Genomic DNA, 22,615 nt, shown 5'->3' with positions numbered 1-22,615 from the left:
GTGTGTTTGCAATTAAGTAGTAATTTCTATTTACCTTTGTGCAGTTATGCAAGAAGAATTAAGACTTTCTAGTTGGTTGCCTACCACAAACAAAGAGGTGAAAATTCGCGGATGGGAAGAACTTGACGTTATCCTATTTAGCGGTGATGCCTATGTAGATCATCCAACCTTTGGTCCAGCAGTAATTGGACGTTTGTTAGAAAGTTTCGGACTAAAAGTCGCTATCGTGCCACAACCTAACGTTAACGATAATCTTCAGGATTTTGTTAAGTTAGGTAAACCGCGTTTGTTCTTCGGTGTTACTGGTGGTTGTATGGATCCTATGATTAGCAACTACAACGCCAATAAAAAGCGTCGCGATAAAGATGCCTACACACCAAATGGCGAAATAGGTTTTAGACCAGATTACGCATCAACCGTTTACAGTAAAATTTTAAAAGATAAATGGCCAGATACACCAGTTTTAATTGGAGGTATTGAAGGCTCTTTACGTCGTGTAACACATTACGATTATTGGAGCGACCAATTAATGCCAACCATTTTAGAAACCTCTAAAGCCGATATGTTGGTGTACGGAATGGGCGAACAACCACTTCGTGAAATTGTCCGTTTACTAGAACGTGGTGTACCTTTTAATAGTATTAATACGGTAAACCAAACGGCAATTCTTATTAATGATGAAAACGATATCCCAAAAAATAAAAATTGGGAAGATGTTGAAATCGCCTCACACGAAACCTGTTTAAAAGACAAAAAAGCTTATGCTTCTAACTTTAAAGTGATAGAGCAAGAGTCTAATAAATTGGCTGCAAGACGAATTTTTCAAAAAGTAGGTAATAAGATGCTGATGATAAATCCGCCGTATCCCACAATGACGGAAGCCGAAATTGATGCCTCTTTCGATTTGCCTTACACGCGTTTACCGCATCCAAAATACAATAAGCGTGGACCAATTCCTGCTTACGAGATGATAAAAACGTCTATAAATATTCATCGTGGTTGTTTTGGTGGATGTAGTTTTTGTACCATTTCGGCACATCAAGGAAAATTTATAGCGAGTCGTAGTAAAGAGTCTATATTAAGAGAAGTTGATAAAGTGGCGAATATGCCAGATTTTAAAGGCTATTTATCTGATATTGGCGGACCAAGTGCCAATATGTACCAAATGAAAGGTAAGGTGCAAGCTATATGCGATAAATGTGTCGCGCCAAGTTGTATTTCGCCAGTAATTTGTAGTAATTTAGATACGTCTCACAAACCACTAACCGAATTATATCAAGCAGTTGATAGCCATCCTAAGGTAAAAAAATCGTTTATCGGATCTGGAATTAGACACGATATGTTGGTGCCAGAATTCAATAAAAACGCAGATCCTAAAGAGTTAGACGATTATACCGAAGAAGTGATGACAAAGCATGTTTCTGGTCGCCTTAAAGTAGCGCCAGAACATACTAGTGATCCAGTATTAAAATTAATGCGAAAACCATCGTTTAGTTATTTCCATAAGTTTAAAGAACGCTTTGATAAAATTAATATCAAGAATAAACTGAACTTACAGTTAATTCCTTATTTCATTTCAAATCATCCAGCTTGCGAAGTTGAAGATATGGCAAATCTTGCCGCTGAAACTAAAGATATGGGCTTTCAGTTAGAGCAAGTGCAAGGATTTACGCCAACACCTATGACAGTTGCTACAGTAATTTATTACTCTGGTTATCATCCATACACTTTAAAGAAAGTAAATACTCCAAAAACCAGAAAGGAAAAAGACGAACAACACCGTTTTTTCTTTTGGTATAAAGATGAAAATAAAGCTTGGATTAAAAACACGCTTAATAAATTAGGAAGACAAGATTTACTTGATGTTTTATTGCCTAAAAAAGATGAAAAATGGCGTAAAAATAAACCTGGTAAAACTAAAAACACCTTTAACGATGCTGTGCCTTTTAATCAAAGAAAAAATAAGGTCAAGTATAAGAAGAGAAAACGTAAATAGGTTTTCTAATCCAATTCTTCGCAATAAAAGCCAAGACTTTTAAAGGCCTGTGAAATAGCATAAGGTGTAATGGTTTTGGTTTCAACTCGGAAGATATTGTCACAATCTTCCAAGTCAAAATTCCAATATCCATTTTTGGCAATTAAGCTATTTAAAACAGGCTTTAACTGTTTAATTTCACGATTTGAAGTGATAGATGTTTTAAAGACCAAAACAGAATTCATGCTGTAAATTTTAGCGTTCGTAAAAGAAAGGTGGTTCAATATTTAAAGCACGTAAATACACATAGGCTTGTCCGCGATGATGAATTTCATTGTCAATGAAATAAAAAATAGAAGACCAAACAGTACCTTCATATTCACCAAAACTTTTAATAGTATCATGAAATTGTTCTGGCTTTATTTGCGCCCAATATGTATTGATATCTTCGGTTGTTTTATCCCAAAGTTCAAGTAGTTTTGCCTTCTTATTTTCATGGTTTATGTCTTCATTAAACGCTGCAGTTTTACCAGTAACAATTTCTTTGATACCAGGTGCTGCAATAGCTAATAGTTCAACAATCATTTCAGAGAAAGGACGCATGCCACCTATTGAAAAATTGAATAAGTCTTTTTCTGTAAAAGCTTCAATAACTCGTCGAGTTAAGTTACGATGTCCTTGCCATTGCGCTAATAATTCTTCAGGTGTAATTACTGTTTGTAATGTAGTGTTGGTGTTTGTTTCCATGTTTTTTGATGTTCTTGTTATTTGAAATCAAAATTACAAGTGCATAGTGACAGCTTTGTGTCAGTAGTAAAAAATAAAGTTTTAAAAAATTTCAACTGACAAACCCTTGTCATACACCACATCTATTTTTGTGTCTTATTAATGATTAATAATTATGTTGAAGGGTAAATTAAATACAAACTTCAACCTGAAAACCTATCTTTGGGATATATGTTACAGCATTATGAGTTTAGACACTGTAAAACGTTTTGATAGAATTGTAGCCATACTTATTCAATTACAATCCAAACGCATTGTAAAAGCACAAGAATTAGCCGATAGATTTCAGGTAAGTTTACGAACCATTTATCGCGATATTCGTACGCTAGAGGCTTCTGGTGTGCCTATTATTAGTGAAGCAGGTGTTGGTTATTCTATAATGGAAGGGTATCGTTTGCCACCTGTAATGTTTACACGCGAAGAAGCTGGTAGTTTTGTTGCAGCCGAAAAGTTGATGCAAAAGTTTGTAGATAAATCACTAGGAAATTACTACGAATCTGCAATGCTGAAGTTGAAATCTGTATTACGTGGGCGTGAAAAAGACTGGATTTCTGCTTTAGAATCTCAAATATTAGTCGATCCATCTCATAAACTATTTAATGATGATTTGCCCAATGCGCTTGAAGTACTTTTTGAAAGTATTGCAGAAAAGCGTCAAGTACATCTAAAATATCAGGCGCTTAACAATGAAATACCTACCGAACGCTTTGTTGAGCCTGTTGGCATCTATCACGAAACTGGATTTTGGTATGTTTTGGGCTTTTGTCATCTTCGGAAGGATTACAGACAATTTAGAACCGATAGAATGCAAGCCATAAAACCGACCCAACATAGTTTTACCAGAGAGCACATTACCTTAGATGATTACCGTAATAAATTGAATGACGTAGAAAAAACAAAAGTAGTTATACAAGTGGATAAATCTGTTGTTCGATTTATAAACAATAGCAAATGGCAACACGGATTTGTATCCGAAAAAGTAAAAGGCAATTATGTTGAAATGACATTCTTAACACCTTATGTAGAACATGGTTTTCCAAGATGGTATATCGTGTTTTCAGATTATGCAAAAATCATAGAACCTGAAAGTTTAAAGCATCAGATAAAAAGTATTCTAGAAAAGGCTATTTCTAAACTTTAATTCAAACAACACTTAATTCCGTTTAGAATGTTTTGAAGCAATAACGCTTATAGCTACAATTTGAAAGGCGTGAAACATCATAATTGGTAGTAAAATAACGCCTAAAAAAGAAGCGTTATGAAATAGTATTTTCGAAAATACCGTACCATGAACTAACGATTTCTTTGTGCCACAAAATTGAGCTGTAATGCGATCTTCAATAGTAAAATTCAGTTTTTTACTTATAAATCCTATTAAAAAATATACGAGCCAAAACAATACAACAGCCAGAAGAAAAACTCCAATTAAGTTGATAATACTTAAGTTGTCGAAAATGCGGTCTAAAAAGGATTTTGAAAAACTTTTATAGATAATTAATAAAATCACGCTTTTATCAAACAGTGTTATTTTTTTACTGTATTTTAATGCGAAAGCACCTAAAAAACGTCGTAACAATAAACCAAGAATAACAGGCGCTAAAATTTCTAACAGCAATTTTTGATAAACATCGATTAAACTATAATCGGTATTGGTAGAAGTCATAAAAAAACCAATCCAAAGTGGTGTGAGCACAACTCCAATTAGTCCCGAAATACTCGCATTAAAAATAGCAGCAGGAATGTTACCCTTTGCAATAGATACCATAACCACTGAGGACGAAACGGTTGAAGGTAAAGCTGCCAAAAACATAAAAGCTAACCACAACGATTTATTATCGGAAGAAATAAAGGGTTGCACTGCCAGCACAATTAAAGGGAAAACTACAAACGTTATACTTTGAATAAGCACATGTAATTTCCAGTTTTTTAAGCCCAATTTTATCTGTTCTGGACTCAATTTTAATCCGTAGAAAAAAAAGATGAGTGAAATACCAATACTGCTCAGCGTGTTTAAAACTTTTGCGCTTTCACCAGCACCCAAATAAGGATACACATATGCTGTTATAACAACAATTATAATAGCAAGAACAAACTTGTCTATTTTCAAATTAAAAAAGATTAAAATTTTAATGCGCCTCAAGCCAGTTGTTACCCATGTCCAACTCAACATCTAACGGTACAGCTAGTTTGTAAGCGTTTTCCATTTCGGTTTTAATTAAGGTTGAAATGGTTTCCAGTTCTGGTTTATAAACGTCGAAAACCAATTCATCGTGCACTTGCAGTAGCATTTTTGTTTTATAATTTCCAGCTTCAAGTTTATTGTAAATGGCAATCATAGCGAGTTTAATAATGTCGGCAGCACTACCTTGAATTGGCGCATTTACCGCATTTCGTTCGGCTGCACCACGAACAACCGCGTTTCTAGAATTGATGTCTTTTAAATATCTGCGACGGCCTAAAACCGTTTGTACATAACCATGATCGCGTGCAAAATCGACTTGCTTACTGATGTAGTTTTTTAGCTTCGGATAGGTTTCGTAATACGTGTCAATTAACTCTTTGGCTTCACCGCGAGATAAATTAGTTTGATTGCTTAATCCGAAAGCAGAAACACCATAAATAATACCGAAGTTTACAGTTTTTGCGTTACTACGTTGTTCACGCGTGACCTCTTCAATAGCCACATTAAACACTTTTGCAGCGGTTGAAGCGTGAATATCTTCACCGTTGTTAAAGGCTTCAATCATGGTTTCTTCTTCACTTAAAGCAGCGATAATACGTAATTCAATTTGAGAATAATCGGCAGCTAAAAGGGTGTAATTTTCGCTTCGCGGAATAAACGCCTTTCGCACTTGACGACCGCGCTCGGTACGAATAGGAATGTTTTGTAAGTTTGGGTTGTTACTACTTAATCGACCAGTAGCTGCAACGGTTTGCATATAATCGGTGTGTACGCGTCCTGTGGTTTCTTCAACCTGAAGCGGTAACGCATCAACATAAGTGCTTTTAAGTTTGCTTAAACCTCTAAAATCAAGAATGTTTTGAATGATTTCATGGTCTTTAGCCAAATAACTCAAGACATCTTCTGCAGTAGAATATTGCCCAGTTTTGGTCTTTTTAGGTTTGTCGACAAGCTTCATTTTTTCAAACAAAATAACACCCAATTGTTTAGGTGATGCAATGTTGAATTCTTCGCCAGCAGCGTCGTAAATGCGCTTTTCAAGTGTAGCAATATCATTGTTTAGTTGCTCAGCTAGTGACGCTAAAAAGTCTTTATCTAAATTAATGCCTTCCAATTCCATAGCTGCTAAAACGCGCAGTAACGGAATTTCAATATCATCAAACAAGGTTTGGGTATTGGCTTCGCCTAATTCATTTTGAAAATGTTCTTTTAATTGAAGGGTAATGTCGGCATCTTCAACCGCATATTCGGTTTGTTTTTCCAAAGGAACATCGCGCATTGAAAGCTGATTTTTGCCTTTTTTGCCAATTAAGGTTTCAATAGAAATTGGTGTATAATTCAAATAGGTTTCCGCCAAAACATCCATATTGTGGCGCATATCTGGATTGATGAGGTAATGCGCTAACATGGTATCAAACAATTTGCCTTTTACCTCAATGTTGTATTTGGCTAAAACTTTAATATCGTATTTTAAATTCTGACCGATTTTCTCAATGGATTCACTTTCAAAAAACGGACGTAGCTCTTCGATTAGAGCTTGCGCTTCGGTTTTATCTTCTGGAAATGGCAGGTAAAAGCCTTTGCCAACTTCCCATGAAAATGCAATGCCAACCAATTCTGCAGTTAACGGATTTAAACCTGTAGTTTCGGTATCAAAACACACCGAAGTTTGGTTCATTAAATTTTTAATGAAGAGTTTTGTTGCCATACCAGAAGCGACGCTTTGGTAAAAATGGCTTGTGTTTTCTGCAGTTTTTCGGATGTGCGATGCTGAACTTGTTTCAGTATCTGTTTCATTAACATCACCACCAAATAGAGAAAATTGTCCTGCGCCAGCCGTTGAGGTTGTTTTTGGTTTTGCTTTTTCCTCTGTTTTCGATGTTGTTTCAGCAGTTACTTGAGTGTCTTCTGCGGCAAAAGTTTTTAAGAAATTTTCAGTAAGTCGTCTAAACTCTAAATCTTGAAAAATGGTTTTTACAGCTTCAATATCTGGGTCGCACATTTCAAAATCTTTTTCATCAAATTCTACCGGAACATCAAGCATTATGGTTGCCAGTTTTTTCGATAGCAAACCTAATTCTTGGTTAGCTTCTACCTTCTCTTTCATTTTCCCTTTCAGCTCGTGGATGTTTTCAAACAAACCTTCCATACTTCCGTAGGCTTTCAAGAATTTTTTCGCGGTTTTCTCACCAACACCAGGTAAACCTGGGATGTTGTCGCTGGAATCTCCCATCATTCCTAAGAAATCAATTACCTGTAACGGATCTTCAACTTCAAATTTTTTCTGCACTTCTGGAATGCCCCAAGTTTCGTAACCACCACCAAACGATTTTGGTCGGTACATAAAAATGTTTTCAGATACTAACTGCGCAAAATCCTTATCAGGCGTTACCATAAAGGTTTGGTAACCTTGTTTTTCGGCTTGTTTTGATAAGGTTCCTATAACGTCGTCGGCTTCATAGCCTTCCTTCACCATAATAGGAATATGCATCGCTTTTAAAATTTCTTGAATGTATGGAACGGCAACTTTTATGGCTTCTGGCGTTTCGTCGCGATTGGCTTTGTAAGCCTCAAACATTTCCACGCGATCTGTACTTCCACCTTTATCAAAACATACAGCTAAATGGTCTGGACGCTCGCGTTTTATCACATCTAAAAGCGAATTCATAAAACCCATAATGGCAGATGTATCGATACCTTTTGAGTTGATTCTTGGATTTTTAATAAAGGCGTAATACCCACGAAAAATTAACGCGTAAGCATCGACTAGGAAAAGACGTTTTTGGTCTGACATTTTTTGAAATTTTGAAGTCTATAAAACTACAAAACTTAAGAATACTAATAAAAAAAGCCGAAACAATTGTTTCGGCTTTTTTTATAATCTTTATTTATTCTAGCAAAGCTTTATGGTCTTTACTTTTATTTGTAAACTTTTTCTGTAAGCTTTAATACTAATAATATCATTGCTTTTTTTGTGGTTTAAGTTCATTAATTCTGATTTGAATTTAGAACTATCTGTAGTCTCTTTTTTAGACTGAGTATCTTCTTTCTTAGTTGTAGTTTCAATAGTATCACTATTTTTGTTAGTAGCGATATCATTTTGTCCTACAGAAAGTAGAGGTAAACTTAAAAAAACTAAAAATATTAAAACTTTTTTCATGACCTTGTTATAAAGGGTTTATTTTAAAATTCTTGTCAAAGAAACGTAACATTTAAGGCTAGTTTAAATATTTTAGATGAAAACAGTCGATTACTAGATAAGATGAAAAGCATGGTAAAAAACATCGGTGAAATGCACAAAATGAGCTTTGAGCCCAATAAAAACGTTGTTTAGAAATGGTAAATAAGAGTGAAAACACCTATTTAAATCTGTTTAACAGTCAGAAAATCAATCAGTTTTCTGTTGGTAATACAACATACAAAGCACGTATTAAGAAACTTAACCGTTTAAAGAACGCATTAGAGTTTACCTATAAACAAAGGCTTAGAGATGCATTGTATAGTGACTTCAAGAAACCACAGTTAGAAACTGACTTAACTGAGATATATCCTGTTATCGATGAAATTAATTTCGTAAAACGAAATCTGAAATCTTGGTTAAAGCCTCAAAAAGTAGAAACACCCATTTCTCTTTTAGGAAGCTCATCATACATTAAAAACGAGGCAAAAGGTGTTTGTTTAATTATTTCACCATGGAATTTTCCTGTCAATCTTACTTTTGGACCGTTAGTCTCTGCAATAGCAGCAGGCAATACTGTGATTTTAAAACCTAGCGAAATGACACCTCATACCTCTAAAGTGATGAGTGATATAATTGAGGAGCTGTTTGACGATAATGAAATTGCGCTAGTTGAAGGAGAAGTAGAAGTTTCTCAGGAACTTTTAAAGCTACCTTTTAATCATATCTTTTTTACAGGTTCTCCACAAGTTGGTAAAATAGTAATGAAAGCAGCTTCGGAGCATTTAACATCAGTAACTTTAGAACTTGGAGGTAAATCGCCAACCATAATTGATGATACCACCAATTTGGATAAAGTGGTGAAGAAAATAATTTTTGGAAAATTCATGAATGTTGGTCAAACCTGTATTGCTCCAGATTATGTATTCATAAACGAAACTATTAAAACAGCATTTATAGCAAGTTTTAAACAGCATTTAGATGAATTCTATTCAGAAAAAGCCTCTGAGTCCAACTCTTTGGCTAGGATAGTAAACAGAAAACATTTTGAACGATTAAAGTCTTATTTAGAAGATGCATCATTAAAAAATGCAACTATAGAAATAGGAGGAAGCTATAAAGAAGAAGATAATTATATAGAACCTACTTTAGTTTTTGATGCTTCTGAAGATAGTGCGCTAATGAAAAACGAAATTTTTGGACCAATTCTTCCAGTAAAAACCTATAGTAATATAGATGAGGTTATCGACTATATTAATTCAAAAGAAAAGCCGCTTGCCTTATATGTTTTCAGTAAAAATAAGAAGACTATAAAACACATTATTAATAACACAAGAGCAGGAAGTACTTGTGTTAACCACAATTTGTTACAGTTTTTAAATCATAATTTGCCTTTTGGAGGCTCAAATAATAGCGGAATTGGAAAATCGCATGGGTATTTTGGCTTTTTGGAATTTACCAATCAACGATCTGTATTAAAACAACATACTATTGGAGCTGTAGATTTACTAATGCCTCCTTACAATAACTTTAAGCAGAAATTAGTAGACTTAACTATTAAATGGTTTTAAAAAGTGCTTATTCTGTTTTTATAAAATGATTAGATGTTTGATTGGTATTCTCTCCATTTTGAAATTTCGTCATACTAAAACCGTTATGAATAGAATAACTTCCTGTTTCTCCTTGTTTGTTTACAGCAATGTACCCAACCTGAAAATCCTTGTAATTACTATTCGGTTTACTAACAATACGATTTATAGCTTCTTCACAAGCTTCTTGCGGCGATTTGCCTTGGCGCATCAGTTCAACCACCAGAAAGCTACCAACTGTTTTTACAACTTCTTCACCCAATCCAGTAGCTACACAAGCACCAATTTCGTTGTCTACAAATAAACCAGAACCAATTATTGGGCTATCACCAACACGACCAGCCATTTTATAAGCAAGACCACTTGTTGTACAGGCACCAGAAATATCGCCATTTTCATCAATAGCAAGCATACCAATAGTATCGTGATTTTCAATATTAATAATAGGTTTGTACTCGCTTTTTACTTTCCATTCCTCCCAAGCTTTTTTTGATGATTCCGTTAGTAAGTTGTCCTTTGGCATTCCTAATTCATAGGCATATTGTTCAGCGCCTTTTCCAGCAAGCATAACATGTGGTGTGTCTTCCATAACTTTACGAGCTACTGAAACAGCATGTACAATATTTTCAAGATATACTACTGAACCGCAATTACCATGCTTGTCCATAATACAAGCATCTAAAGTTACGTGACCATCACGATCTGGTAAACCGCCTTTTCCTACGGAAGTATTATTGACATCAGCTTCTTCAACCATGCAGCCTTTTTCAACGGCATCTAATGCAGAACCTCCATTTTTTAGAGTTTCCCAAGCTTTTGAAGTAGCATTAGGTACATTCCAAGTAGCAATAACTAATGGAAGTGATGCTTTCGGGTTTGCAACAACTGAAGTTTTTTCGGTTTTTGAATTCTCTTGAGCACATGCAATTATTGATGAACCAACGGTTAATCCAACTCCAGTAAGTGAAGCATTTTTTATAAAGTGTCTGCGTTTCATAGATTAAAAGTTTTTTTAGAGTTTCGGTAACCATAATACAAGATGTAGGCATAAGCACAAATCACCAAAAACAAAGCAGGTTTAAATCCGATGTTATCTGTTAGAAATCCGTATGCAGGCGGAATAATAGCGCCACCAACAATAGCAGTACATAAAAGACCTGAACCTTTTGGTTTTAATGACCCAATACCATCAATAGCCAATGTGAAAATGGTAGGGAACATAATAGAATTGAATAATCCTACAGCTAAAATACTCCACATGGAGATCAACCCTGTTGTGCTAATAGATATCAAGATTAAAGCAACAGCACAAGTTGCAAATATACCAAGTACTTTTCCAGGGTTAATGATTTTAGTTAAGTAGGAACCTATAAAACGACCAATCATAGCACCTGACCAATAAAAGGTAACAAATACACCAACAACTGCTTTGTCATCTTTTTCAGCTAAACCAGAATTTAATAGTGATTCAGCGATTGATTTCATAAACCCTTCTTCTTTGATGAGTGATACTAAATTCATATCCATGAAATAATTTACCAAGTAACTACCTATGGCAACTTCGGCTCCTACATAACAGAAAATACCAAATACACCAAGCATAAGGTTTTTCTGTTTTAAGGCATTTTTATAAGTCCCTGTTTCGGTTTCGCTAATAAGTTTTGGGAGTTTAGCAAAAAAGAAATAGACAGCAATAAGTACGATAAATAACGCTAAACCAATAAAAGGTGTTTGAACAGCTGAAGCTTCAGCAATTAAATATTGTTCTTTGGCAGTGCCAACCAAGGCATCTATTTCGTCTTTGGTTTTAATTTTATCACTTAAAATGAACAATGCACCAATGGCAGGAGCAATTGCAGTTCCTAATGAATTGAAGGCTTGTGATAAATTTAATCGACTAGATGCACCATCTTCTGAACCCAAAACTGCAACATACGGGTTTGCTGCTACCTGTAAAATGGTAATGCCTCCAGCTAAAATAAAATAAGCCAACATAAATATTCCGAATACACGATAGGATGCCGCAGGATAAAACAACAAGCAGCCTAATGCCATAGTAACCAAGCCTAGAATAATTCCTTTTTTATAACCAATTTTTGAGAGGATATAACTCGCAGGAATTGACAGTAAGAAAAAGGCACCAAAAAACGCAAATTGAACCATACCTGCTTGAAAGTAGGTGAGTGTGAAAAGCTCTCTTAGTCGAGGTATAAGTGAATCGACTAAAACTGTTATAAATCCCCAAAGGAAAAATAATACAGTAAGTAGAATGAATGATGAGCGATAGGATTTTTGTTGGGTCATGATTAAATGTTAGTTAGTTTTATTTAATAGTAATTTCATCAGCAAATAGCCAGCTTCTTCCGTCGTGTTCGTGACCTAAATGCCATTTTGGGAGTTCTCCTAGTGTCTTGGCTTTTATTTTTATATAACGGTATTTTTTTGGCACTTGTTTAAAGTGAAATTGTTTGATTTCTACGTTTTCATTTGGAGAAATGTTTTCTAATACGAGAGGTGAATCAATAGGTGTAAATGTTTTACCGTCATTGGAGCCAAAACAAGTAACTTCAGTAGGATAAAATATCCAAGAGCGTTGGTCTTCCAGGAAGTTTATGGTAACCAGATTAACAAGGGTTTCTTTTCCTAAATCTATGGTTGCTATTAAATCAGTATTATGATATCCTTGCCAAGTACCAGTTCTAAAATCTTGAGTTCCAAGAATACCATCAATTAAGGCATCATTACCACCACCATTATATTGGTTGGCGTATTCGGTTTCAAGTGTAATAGAAAGGTTAGGGTCTATTTTATAAAACTTGGTTTCAACCGTTGCGCTTTTGGTTTTGTTTTTTTCTGAATACACTTTCAAGTTTGTAGCTTCTGAAATTGTAAAAGGCGCATCGTATAATTTGAAATCTTCATCATTCAAACTATAAAAAATAGAAGCTTCATCATCTACATTTTCTAAAACAACTTCGGTTTCACCTTTAAAAGCAACATCACCTTTTGCAATGAAAGGCACTGGAACAACGAGATGTTCGTCAATGCTTGTTTTAGGTTCTTGTCCTTCTCGACTTCCCCAAACAGCTGGATTGTCGGTCATTTTAAATTCCAATGTGCCACCTTCTGCAATTTCATGATGATAAATAAATGTTCTGTCAAGCGATTTTCCGTTGAGGTAAACATGCTCAATGTAAATGTTTTTATCATTTAGATTGGTAGCAATAACATTAAATTGCTTGCCATTTTCCATATTGATTGTGGCTTTGTCAAATAAAGGTGTGCCAATAATGTATTGATTACTTGCTGGAGTCACAGGATAGAATCCCATTGATGAAAACACATACCATGCGCTCATTTGTCCACAATCTTCATTACCGGAAATACCATCAGGTGTGTTGGTGTACAATTCGGTTAAAATTTGGTGAACGCGTTCTTGAGTTTTATGCGGTTTATTTACAAAATTATATAGGTAAGCCATGTGATGACTTGGTTCATTACCATGTGCATATTGACCAATGAGGCCTGTGATGTCTACTTGATGACGTCCAGAAGTTTTATCATTGGTAGTAAATAACGTGTCTAATTGGGTTTCGAGTTTGTCTTTTCCGCCTAATAAGTTCATAAACCCAGAAATATCTTGCGGCACATAAAAACTGTATTGCCAAGAGTTAGCTTCGGTATAATTGAAGTTTACTTCATAAGGATCAAAAGGCGCAAACCATGTATTTCTAAAACGACCACGCATAAATTTGGTTTCTGGGTCGTAACTGTTTTTGTAATATTGCGCGCGTTCCGTATAGGTTTTGTAGTCTTCGGTTTTGTTCATGGCTTTTGCCATTTGAGCAATGGTCCAGTCGTCATAGGCATATTCCAAAGTTTTTGAAACCGATTCACTTTCTTCTTCTACAGGAATAAATCCAAGTTCTTTGTAGCTTTTCAATCCTAACTTATCTCGTGTCGCACTGTGCTTCATGGCTTCAAAAGCTTTTTCGGTGTTGTACCCACGAATCCCTTTTAAGTAAGCATCAGCAATTACAGAAACTGCATGATACCCAATCATACAACCTGTGTAATTAGCGCTTAAATCCCAAATTGGCATAATGCCGCCTTCATCATATTTTGCTAAAAATGTATTGATGAAATCGTTCGTTCGGTCTTCTTCAATAATGGTGTAAAGCGGATGCGCTGCACGATAGGTATCCCAAAGTGAGAACACTGTGTAATACTCAAAATCTTTAGTTTCATGAATTTCCAAATCCATACCACGATATCTTCCATCAACATCTTGATATAAGTTTGGCGCAATCATGGTGTGATATAACGCTGTGTAAAAGTTGGTTTTGTAGTCATTATTTGTGCTTTCAACCACAATTTTTTCTAGTTGCTGCTCCCAAGTGTTTTGAGCTTCGGTTTTAATATCGTCAAAGGTTTTGTCTCCTATTTCAGTTTCCCAATTACGTTTTGCGCCAGCTTCATCAACTGCACTAATACCTATTTTAATATAAATAGGATCATTGTTTGGGTTTTTGAATTTTATAGCAGCCTTTTTGCTTTGGTATTTGTAGTTTTTAGAAACTTCAGTATCATTTTCAACATAAGAAATACTTTCAATAGGTTTTGAAAAATGCATATCAAAAAACAAACGTTGGTCTGTTGCCCAAGCTTTGGAATGTCTATAGCCTTTAATCGATTGACTATCGACCATCTGAATTTTATGGTCCAAAAGTTGGTCGCGATGGTCTAAATCTAAAATCACATATTGATTTTCAGAAGAAGGAAATAGGTATTTATGTATACCACTTCGTTTAGAAACGGTCAGTTCTACATCAATTTCAGTAGAATCTAAATGTACTTTATAATAACCTGGTTCAGCAATTTCGTTGTCATGAGAAAAATGTGCTCTGTAACCTGATTGTCCATCAGCTCCATTGTTAAAAGCAACCTTGTTTGTTGGCATCAATAAAATGTCACCATAGTCAGAAACTCCTGTTCCGCTTAAATGTGTATGCGAAAAGCCATAGATATATTCATCTGAATAATGATATCCAGAGCAACCATCCCAACCATCAAGTCGCGTATCTGGAGACAGTTGCATCATACCAAAAGGCATAGTTGCTCCAGGATAGGTATGACCATGACCACCAGTACCAATAAACGGATTAACATAAGAAATTAAAGATTTGTCTTTTTGAGCAGGTTCAAATGGTTTGTTTTCAGTGCATCCAAAAAAAATGGACGTCAATAAAACAATAAAAAAGCAACGTTTCATGCTGAGGTATTAAATTGGAGGCAAAAGATACTAAATCTTAACATATAGTTAAATATAAAATGATTGAAGATAAAAGATTTTAAATTCGGTTATCTTTGATTAAATTTAGTTTATGTCGAGATGGATTATTAGGCTTGTGATACTTTCAGCTATTATTTTGGTAGCTGAAATTTATGCTTTTCAAGCCTTAAAAACGGTTACTAAAAGTCGTGTTGTTAAATGGAGTTGGCTAGGTGTTTCTGCATTAGTTTATGCCAACTTAATATATGTAATGTTTTCTACTCCAAGAAGTTTAGGGCAAACCATGCAATTTCAGTATGCAGTTGGCTTTATGCTTACAATTCTTATCCCAAAAGCAATATTAATTATAATGATGTTTGGCGAAGATATTGTACGAGTTATTCTAAAACTTGTTTCAGTATTTTCAAGTGGAGAAACGCAATCTTTTGTTGGTAGACGTGTTTTTGTTTCTAAGTTGGCTTTAGGGTTAGCAGCTATTCCATTTGCTTCATTTTTATACGGAATTATCCAAGGAAGGTATAATTACAAGGTTTTAAAATATCAATTGTCTTTTGAAGATTTACCTGAGGCTTTTGATGGTTTAACCATTACACAAATTTCCGATATACATTCAGGGAGTTTTACCAATAAGAACAAAATACAGTATGGTGTTGATTTAATTAACGAACAAAAATCAGACATCATTCTTTTTACTGGTGATATTGTAAACAATAAGGCTGATGAAATGGATACTTGGGTTGATGTTTTTAAGCAGCTAGATGCACCAATGGGTAAGTTTTCAGTATTAGGAAATCATGATTATGGCGACTATGTTGATTGGTTAACAAATGAAGATAAGATTAACAATTTTAAAGCGGTAAAAGACATTCATCCAAAAATAGGATTTGAATTATTACTGAATGAGAACCGTTACATAGAAAAAGACGGTCAGAAAATTGCTATTGTAGGTGTTGAAAACTGGGGAAAAGGGTTTAATCAATCAGGTGATTTGGTTAAAGCTTCCGAAGGAATAAATAAAGACGATTTTAAAATATTGCTATCTCACGATCCATCTCATTGGGAGTACATGGTAAAGAAAGACGATTTTAATTATCAACTTACGCTTAGTGGTCACACTCATGGATTGCAGATGGGAATTGAAATTCCAGGGATTTTCAAATGGAGTCCTTCTCAGTATGTTTATAAACAATGGGCAGGTTTATACGAAGAGTTTGGAAGATATATAAATGTTAATAGAGGTTTTGGTTATCATGCGTTTCCAGGACGAGTTGGTATATGGCCAGAAGTAACCGTTATAGAGCTCAAAAAAGGAACAAAAAACGCTTAATTGTAAGGAAATGTTATATTTACTCTTAAAATTGCTTATTTTTATAAATAAGTAAGAGTGAATCTACTAGATGATTTTAGTTAAATCATACCTAAAATCATCTAGGTTTAATAACAACATTTGACTAAAAACTTTAAAGTATGTCAAAATTTGGGGAATTAATAGATGTTAACATTCCTGTTCTGTTAGACTTTTTTACAGAATGGAATGAGCAATCCAAGGCAATGCATGCTGTATTAAGAGACGTTGCTGCTGCTCTTGGTGATAAGGCAAAGGTCATTAAAATTGACGTTGATAAAAATAAAGAGCTTGCTGAAGCTTTAAGGGTTAAAGGTTTACCAACACTAATTATCTACAAAGGTGGTGAAATGAAATGGCGTCACAGTGGTGAGCAAGACGCTAATACTTTAATAGGTATTATTCAAGAGTATATCTAATCAGGTATAACTATATTCTTAAAAGAAAATCCAAGATTGCTATAGTGTTCTAAAACTTTAGGTAAAGCATATTGCAGATTTGAAGCAGCTTTGAGGCTATCATGAAAAACAATAATGCTCCCTTTTTTTGTTTTGGAGATTACATTTTCTAAACAAGCTGCATTAGATATTGTAGCATCCCAATCAAAAGACAATACATCCCACATTATAATTTTATAACCCATTTGAATTAACTCCTTAGCTTGCTTGGGTTTTATTTTTCCATAAGGAGGACGAAATAACTTAGATGTTTGTTGATGTTCTATTAAAGATTGGGTTTTTAAAATATCGTCTATATATTCTTGTTTTTGGGTTTTCCAGCCTTTTAAATGGTTGTAGGTATGGTTACCAATGCTATGATCTTCATTGATTATATCCTGAAAAATATCTGGATGCTTTTCAATATTACTACCAATACAAAAGAACGTCGCTTTTGCATTGTATTGTTTTAATGTGTTTAGAGTCCAGTGTGTTATTTCAGGTGTTGGACCATCATCAAAAGTGAGATAAATTGTTTTTTGTTCAGTGGGAATGTCCCAAATGTAATTTGGAAACATCTTCTTTACCACCAAAGGTGTTTTAGTAGGAGTTATTTTCATACGAAAACCCTAACAATTTATTCCATATTAAAAAGACTATCAACCGAGTCGTTTGATATAATATCTAAGTCATCCATTAAAGGCTGCTCATCATCTTCTGGTTCGTCTCCAGCAAAGTGATTGAAAAGCTTAAGATAATTGTTAAACCTTTCAGTTTCTTCTAAAGCAAAATCACCATCTTTATAAATCACTAATATATCTACTAAAGCACGGTAGCGTTCAATATCAGTAACAATTTCGTCAAGATAACGTGTTTGATTTTCAATAGATAATCCACTGTAATAGGTTAAACTTTCCTGGTATTTTTTACTTACCTTTTTAAATAGGTCTCTACCTTTTTCAACTTTGTCTACTTCGTAGTAAGCACTAATGTATGGTTCTAAAAGTGTGTAATACCCAAAAATATCAACAGGCATTTTTTCCATAGCTAAATCAGCTACTTTTTCAGCTTTATCGTACTCCTCTTCATTAATTAGTTGCTCCACCAAACGCGCAAGATTGCCTCTGTAAGTTATCCCATTCTTTCTAGATTCGGTATCATGGTATACGTTTTCGTTACCACTATTTCCCCAATCCCAAGCCATAACTTTTTCGTACATTAATTCGCTATCTACACGTCCCATATCAAATGGGTTTGCTCTGTCAACAGGTGTTTTTATTGGCACAAGTTTGTAGCATAAACCGTCTAGTTGCAGGTAGTCTTTCATCCAGATATAATCATCGTCACCAAATGCGCCTCCAGTAAAATAAATTGGACGTTCCCAATTGTTGTTAGCTACTATATCTAGCATTAGCAATCTGTTTTTATATAAAGCACCTCCTTTTATTTCAACGTCTAAATAAGGTAGTATTTTATCAGCATCTTTAGGTTTTACGATACCATGTTCTAAAACAGAAGCCTTGTCAACAGGAACTCTAATGTGAGATGTTGGAAAATAGTTAGAGTTTAATAAATTACTTGGGTAGTAGCTAAGGTCTTCACCTTCTCGTTGAAGAATATATTTTAGCTTGTATCTAGGATCGTCACTACTTACAAAGTTCATAAAGTCTTTTATCATAAGCGTGTCTTTGGTAATTTCTCTTCTCATGATATAGTCTCTTGTTCCAAACTTATATTGGTCATGCGTTAGTTGAGAAGGAATTGGGTCACTCTCATACGCTTTTCGTTTCATTTGATCGATATACCAATCGGTTTGGAATAAACTTGTATTTACAACTCTTACGTCAGTTCGTATTCCTTCAATTTCTTGAGCGTACCAAAGCGGGAATGTATCATTATCACCAATAGTAAATAAAATGGCATTTGGCGCACAAGATTGTAAATACTTAATAGCCATTGCATGGGCTGTTTCTCTATCAGACCTGTCATGGTCATCCCAATTGTTTGCCGCAAGAATTCCTGGTACAAGAATTAAACACACAAGGGTTATTGATGGCGCTAAGAATTTTGAAGACGAATACTTTTTTAAGCCTTCAAAAATAGAGTACACTCCAAAACCAATCCAAATGGCAAACACATAAAACGAACCAACAACCGAATAGTCTCTTTCTCTAGGCTCAAAAGGTCGAATATTTGTATAGAATTGAATTGCTAAACCTGTAAACAAAAAGAAAACTAGCATAGTCCAAAACAGTTTTTTGTCTTTACTGAGTAAAAATAAAAACCCTATAAGCCCTAAGATAAGCGGTAAGAAATAGTAGGTGTTTCGTGCTTTATTGTTTTCTACATCGCTTGGTAAGTTTTTTTGCGACATGCCTAAATGCATTTCGTCAATAAAATCAATGCCACTTATCCAGTTACCGTGTAAATCGTCATATTTTCCTTGAATATCGTCTTGCCTTCCTACAAAGTTCCACATAAAATAACGCCAATACATATAACCTAATTGGTACTCTAACATGTATCCAACATTTTGAAGTAATGACGGTTTTTCAATGTCTAAAAATTCTTGACCGTATCTTTTAAGGAATAAATGGTAATCTTCATAATCAATTCTACCTTCAGCAACTTGTTGTCTAAAATCATTAACCAAAGCTCTTACTTGGTTTTCCATTTGATATTCTGGCTTGATTTTAAAATCTAGTAGGCCAGTAAACATCATATAGTTTTCGGCATGCTCTGTACTCCACATTCTTGGTAAAATAGAAGCTTGCTCAGAATTGTAGTTTTGTTTGGCGTTTTTCCAATCGTTTACAACAATATACTTTCCAGACTTTTCGTCTTTTTCGTATTTAGGTTTATCATCAATAAAAGGTTGATTGGCATCATAACCAGTGTATTGCTCTGTAAACAATGGTCCATAGAACAAATGAGTTTCTGGGTATTGCTCTAAGTTATAATATGCTAAAAGTTCTCTGGCACTAGAAGGGTTGTTTTCGTTAATAACAACTTGCGCATTGGCTCTAATTGGTAGCATCAACCATGAAGAAAAACCAATAATGATAAACGTTAAACAAAGAATTCCTGTGTTTAAATGCTTGTAGTTTTTTTGACGAGTATATTTTAATCCGAAATAAATAATAGCAATTAAAACAATACCAGCAATAATTGAACCTGAGTTAAAAGGTAATCCTATGCTATTTACAAAAAACAATTCCGAAGCACTAAACGCTCTCATAATGTTTGGAGCTAATAGTTTAAACACAAAAAGTAATATAGCTACTGCTACTACATTGGCAATAATGAAGTTTTTAACCGTTATTTCTTTGTAGTTTTTAAAGTAATAGATAAGTCCAATAGCAGGTATGGTCAATAATCCCATAAAGTGAACACCAAAAGACATACCTATAACAAAAGCTATTAAAATTAACCATCTGTTACCTCTAGGAGTATTCATGTCTTGTTCCCAACGTAACCCTAACCAAAACATAATAGACATAATTAAGGCAGCCATTGCATATACTTCTGTTTCAACAGCATTAAACCAAAAAGAATCGGTAAAAGTAAAAGCTAAACTCCCTACAAGAGCACTTCCTAAGATGGCAACGTTTTGTTGTTTAGATAATAAAGTAGTATCATATTCATCATTGATAGCCTCTTTTTTAGGTAGTGAAGCAACTGCTAGTTTCCTTAAAAGTAGGCTTATGGTCCAAAACATAAACAAGATTGTAAAAGCACTTGCTACAGCACTCATCATATTTAACATCATACCAACTTGAGAAGGTTCAAGAGCAAACATTGAGAAAAATGCACCCATCATTTGAAAAAATGGTGCCCCAGGAGGATGTCCAACTTGTAGTTTAGAAGAAGTTAAAATATACTCTCCAGCATCCCAAAAGCTAACTGTTGGTTCTATGGTTAGCGCATATGTAATAAGGGCTACGGTAAAAGCAAACCATCCTAAAATGGTATTCCATTTCTTGAAGTTGAAATGTGTCATATGTGTTAAGTATTGTTGCGGGCGAATTTAATAATAAATATGATAAACACTAAGGTTTTTAAGTAAACGTTAAGGTTTTTAAATTATTTTCTTGATTTTTTTTTGTGCAAATGAAACTTTGTTATAAATTTGCATCCTCATTTGAAATGATGGCCTATGGTGTAACTGGCAACACGTCTGGTTTTGGTCCAGAAGAGTCTAGGTTCGAGCCCTAGTAGGCCAACAAATGATTTTAAATCCTTATTCTTTATTGAATAGGGATTTCTTTTTTATTAAAGTTTGGGCGAGAAGTTTATACTGAGCGAAGACGAAGTGAGCCCTAGTAGGCCAACAAAAAAAGTCTTCCAATTGCGGAAGACTTTTTTGTTTTAGGGTTTTGAGATTATATCTTAAACGTAATCACAGGTCTTTTGGCATGATTCACAAGGTCTTCACTTATACTGCCGTTAAAAAAATGAGCAATTCCTTGTCTTCCATGAGTGCTTATTCCTATTAGGTCTGCGTCAATATCTTTAGAGAAGTTTAAAATGCCGCTTTCCACAGTGGTGTCGTTGTATATGTTTAGCGTGTAATTGTCAAATTCATAATCTTTTATAAAATCTAATATTCGTTCTTTAGCTTTTGATGTAGTTGTAAACGTGTTTGCGGTATTTACCATGAGTAAATGTATTTTTGAACCAAATGCACTGGCAAAATCGGTTGCTTGCTTATAGGTTTCTTTGTTGTCGTTTTTAAAATCAGAAGCAAACACAAAGTTTTTAACATTAAAGCTAGTGTGCTCGTTTTTAATCACCAATACAGGAATATCAGACGTTCTTACAACCTTTTCAGCATTTGAACCAACAAACATTTCTTTAAAACCACTAGCACCATGTGAGCCCATAACAATTAGGTCTATGTTTAACTCATGACACTTGTCAATGATGTTGCCAAAATTGGTATCAGATTTTACAGTTTCGTGTACAGTAATCCCTTCTAAATAATCACTAGCCATAAGGTTTTCAAATTTTTGATGCGCTAATTTCATGAAGAACATTGCTTCGGGTAATGCGCTATGAGAACTCATGGCATCAACTTCCTGTAATGGAAGTTCTAACATGTGAAGTAGGTAGATTTCACTATTCTCTTTTTTGGCTAATTGAGCAGCAACTTTTAATGCGTTTTCTGCTTCTTTAGAAAAGTCGGTTGGTACAAGAATTTTTTTCATATTGATGACGTTGAATGTTATTACATAAATTTAATAATAAAAATCGACTTTACCCTATTTGCAGAAATCAATTAATTTGTTGTATATTTGCAGCGTTGTAAGGAAAAAGAAAATACGAGGGGACGGGAAGTCCCCTCTTTTTATACTAAAAATGTTTAGAGATACCGTAAAAGAATTACTTGATAAAGCCTTAGAAGAACGACAAGATTTGTTCTTAATTGATTTTGAGGTGTTAGACAACAATGCCATTAAGATTATTATTGATGGCGACAACGGAGTACTTGTTGAAGATTGCATATTTGTAAGTCGTGCAATTGAGCATAATCTAGACAGAGAAGATCAGGATTTTTCTTTAGAAGTAATGTCGTCTGGTGCTACAACACCATTAAGCCATATAAGACAATACAAAAAAAATATAGGTAGAGTTTTAGGTGTAAAGACAAAAGCTAGCGAAAAATTTGAAGCAACACTTGTTAATCAAGATGAAGAAGGGATAATGCTAGAGTGGAAAGCAAGAGAACCTAAGCCAGTAGGTAAAGGAAAAGTTACTGTTAAAAAAGAAGCCAAGATAAAATACGATGATATTTTAGAGGCAAAAGTTATAATAAAATTTTAATTCATAA

Annotated in this window: 17 protein-coding genes and 1 tRNA gene; 7 read left to right on the top strand and 11 right to left on the bottom strand. The window is 34.5% G+C overall.

Annotated features, from left to right (window positions below; translation table 11 throughout):
- The first annotated feature begins 46 nt into the window (after positions 1 to 46).
- A complete protein-coding gene (locus ACQ0RB_RS07520) occupies positions 47 to 1,996 on the top strand; it encodes a YgiQ family radical SAM protein (protein ID WP_430497578.1) in 1,950 nt (649 codons plus the stop codon).
- Positions 1,997 to 2,001: 5 nt separating this feature from the next.
- Here ACQ0RB_RS07520 and ACQ0RB_RS07515 read toward each other — a convergent pair whose 3' ends face one another.
- A complete protein-coding gene (locus ACQ0RB_RS07515) occupies positions 2,002 to 2,220 on the bottom strand; it encodes a hypothetical protein (protein ID WP_131508791.1) in 219 nt (72 codons plus the stop codon).
- A 10-nt stretch (positions 2,221 to 2,230) separates the two neighbouring features.
- Positions 2,231 to 2,722 carry a DinB family protein gene (locus ACQ0RB_RS07510; protein ID WP_335972536.1) on the bottom strand — a complete coding sequence of 164 codons (492 nt, stop codon included), beginning with the start codon at positions 2,720 to 2,722 and terminating at the stop codon, positions 2,231 to 2,233.
- Between the two features lie 223 nt (positions 2,723 to 2,945).
- On the opposite strand from ACQ0RB_RS07510, the gene ACQ0RB_RS07505 reads away from it, so the two are divergent.
- Positions 2,946 to 3,902, top strand: a complete 957-nt coding sequence (locus tag ACQ0RB_RS07505) for a helix-turn-helix transcriptional regulator (protein ID WP_430497575.1) — start codon at positions 2,946 to 2,948, stop codon at positions 3,900 to 3,902.
- A gap of 12 nt (positions 3,903 to 3,914) precedes the next feature.
- Here ACQ0RB_RS07505 and ACQ0RB_RS07500 read toward each other — a convergent pair whose 3' ends face one another.
- The 3 genes from ACQ0RB_RS07500 to ACQ0RB_RS07490 all read right to left on the bottom strand — a co-directional run bounded on the left by ACQ0RB_RS07500 (position 3,915) and on the right by ACQ0RB_RS07490 (position 8,103).
- Positions 3,915 to 4,868: a bile acid:sodium symporter family protein gene (locus ACQ0RB_RS07500; protein ID WP_430497573.1), complete on the bottom strand. Its 954-nt coding sequence runs from the start codon at positions 4,866 to 4,868 to the stop codon at positions 3,915 to 3,917.
- A 19-nt stretch (positions 4,869 to 4,887) separates the two neighbouring features.
- Entirely contained in the window at positions 4,888 to 7,737 is a 2,850-nt protein-coding gene (polA, locus tag ACQ0RB_RS07495; protein ID WP_430497571.1) for a DNA polymerase I, read from the bottom strand.
- Positions 7,738 to 7,836: 99 nt separating this feature from the next.
- On the bottom strand, positions 7,837 to 8,103 hold the full coding sequence (locus ACQ0RB_RS07490) for a hypothetical protein (RefSeq protein ID WP_129760939.1): 267 nt from the start codon (positions 8,101 to 8,103) through the stop codon (positions 7,837 to 7,839).
- Positions 8,104 to 8,279: 176 nt separating this feature from the next.
- Here ACQ0RB_RS07490 and ACQ0RB_RS07485 point away from each other — a divergent pair, with 176 nt between their 5' ends.
- Positions 8,280 to 9,692: an aldehyde dehydrogenase family protein gene (locus tag ACQ0RB_RS07485; RefSeq protein ID WP_430497569.1), complete on the top strand. Its 1,413-nt coding sequence runs from the start codon at positions 8,280 to 8,282 to the stop codon at positions 9,690 to 9,692.
- Positions 9,693 to 9,699: 7 nt separating this feature from the next.
- Here ACQ0RB_RS07485 and ACQ0RB_RS07480 read toward each other — a convergent pair whose 3' ends face one another.
- From ACQ0RB_RS07480 to ACQ0RB_RS07470, 3 genes are read right to left on the bottom strand one after another with little or no spacing between them, the layout of a single operon-like run.
- Positions 9,700 to 10,707: an isoaspartyl peptidase/L-asparaginase family protein gene (locus tag ACQ0RB_RS07480; protein WP_335972528.1), complete on the bottom strand. Its 1,008-nt coding sequence runs from the start codon at positions 10,705 to 10,707 to the stop codon at positions 9,700 to 9,702.
- Positions 10,704 to 12,014, bottom strand: coding sequence for a sugar MFS transporter (locus tag ACQ0RB_RS07475; RefSeq protein ID WP_430497567.1), 1,311 nt, complete (start codon positions 12,012 to 12,014; stop codon positions 10,704 to 10,706). Before ACQ0RB_RS07475 ends, ACQ0RB_RS07480 begins: the two co-directional genes overlap by 4 nt.
- Before the next feature lie 19 nt (positions 12,015 to 12,033).
- Entirely contained in the window at positions 12,034 to 14,982 is a 2,949-nt protein-coding gene (locus tag ACQ0RB_RS07470; RefSeq protein WP_430497565.1) for a GH92 family glycosyl hydrolase, read from the bottom strand.
- A gap of 112 nt (positions 14,983 to 15,094) precedes the next feature.
- On the opposite strand from ACQ0RB_RS07470, the gene ACQ0RB_RS07465 reads away from it, so the two are divergent.
- Positions 15,095 to 16,330, top strand: a complete 1,236-nt coding sequence (locus ACQ0RB_RS07465) for a metallophosphoesterase (RefSeq protein WP_134200684.1) — start codon at positions 15,095 to 15,097, stop codon at positions 16,328 to 16,330.
- A 140-nt stretch (positions 16,331 to 16,470) separates the two neighbouring features.
- Positions 16,471 to 16,767 carry a thioredoxin family protein gene (locus ACQ0RB_RS07460; protein ID WP_129760948.1) on the top strand — a complete coding sequence of 99 codons (297 nt, stop codon included), beginning with the start codon at positions 16,471 to 16,473 and terminating at the stop codon, positions 16,765 to 16,767.
- On the opposite strand, the gene ACQ0RB_RS07455 is transcribed toward ACQ0RB_RS07460, so the two are convergent.
- Positions 16,764 to 17,405, bottom strand: coding sequence for a polysaccharide deacetylase family protein (locus tag ACQ0RB_RS07455; RefSeq protein WP_430497563.1), 642 nt, complete (start codon positions 17,403 to 17,405; stop codon positions 16,764 to 16,766). The genes ACQ0RB_RS07460 and ACQ0RB_RS07455 overlap by 4 nt on opposite strands.
- A 17-nt stretch (positions 17,406 to 17,422) precedes the next feature.
- Positions 17,423 to 20,785, bottom strand: coding sequence for a protein O-mannosyl-transferase family (locus tag ACQ0RB_RS07450; protein WP_430497561.1), 3,363 nt, complete (start codon positions 20,783 to 20,785; stop codon positions 17,423 to 17,425).
- A 150-nt stretch (positions 20,786 to 20,935) separates the two neighbouring features.
- On the opposite strand from ACQ0RB_RS07450, the gene ACQ0RB_RS07445 reads away from it, so the two are divergent.
- A tRNA-Gln gene (locus ACQ0RB_RS07445) sits at positions 20,936 to 21,008 on the top strand.
- A 159-nt stretch (positions 21,009 to 21,167) separates the two neighbouring features.
- Here the strand turns inward: ACQ0RB_RS07445 and ACQ0RB_RS07440 are convergent.
- The gene (locus ACQ0RB_RS07440) at positions 21,168 to 21,992 is read right to left on the bottom strand and encodes a universal stress protein (RefSeq protein ID WP_262733254.1); all 825 of its coding nucleotides are present in this window, start codon (positions 21,990 to 21,992) and stop codon (positions 21,168 to 21,170) included.
- Positions 21,993 to 22,143: 151 nt separating this feature from the next.
- On the opposite strand from ACQ0RB_RS07440, the gene rimP reads away from it, so the two are divergent.
- Positions 22,144 to 22,608 carry a ribosome assembly cofactor RimP gene (gene rimP / locus ACQ0RB_RS07435; protein ID WP_129760952.1) on the top strand — a complete coding sequence of 155 codons (465 nt, stop codon included), beginning with the start codon at positions 22,144 to 22,146 and terminating at the stop codon, positions 22,606 to 22,608.
- Positions 22,609 to 22,615: the final 7 nt, after the last annotated feature.

The organism is Gaetbulibacter sp. PBL-D1 (assembly GCF_050509525.1).
Lineage (GTDB): Bacteria > Bacteroidota > Bacteroidia > Flavobacteriales > Flavobacteriaceae > Gaetbulibacter_B > Gaetbulibacter_B jejuensis.
Note: the sequence above shows the minus strand (reverse complement) of the source record. Positions and strands in the feature narration are given on the sequence as shown.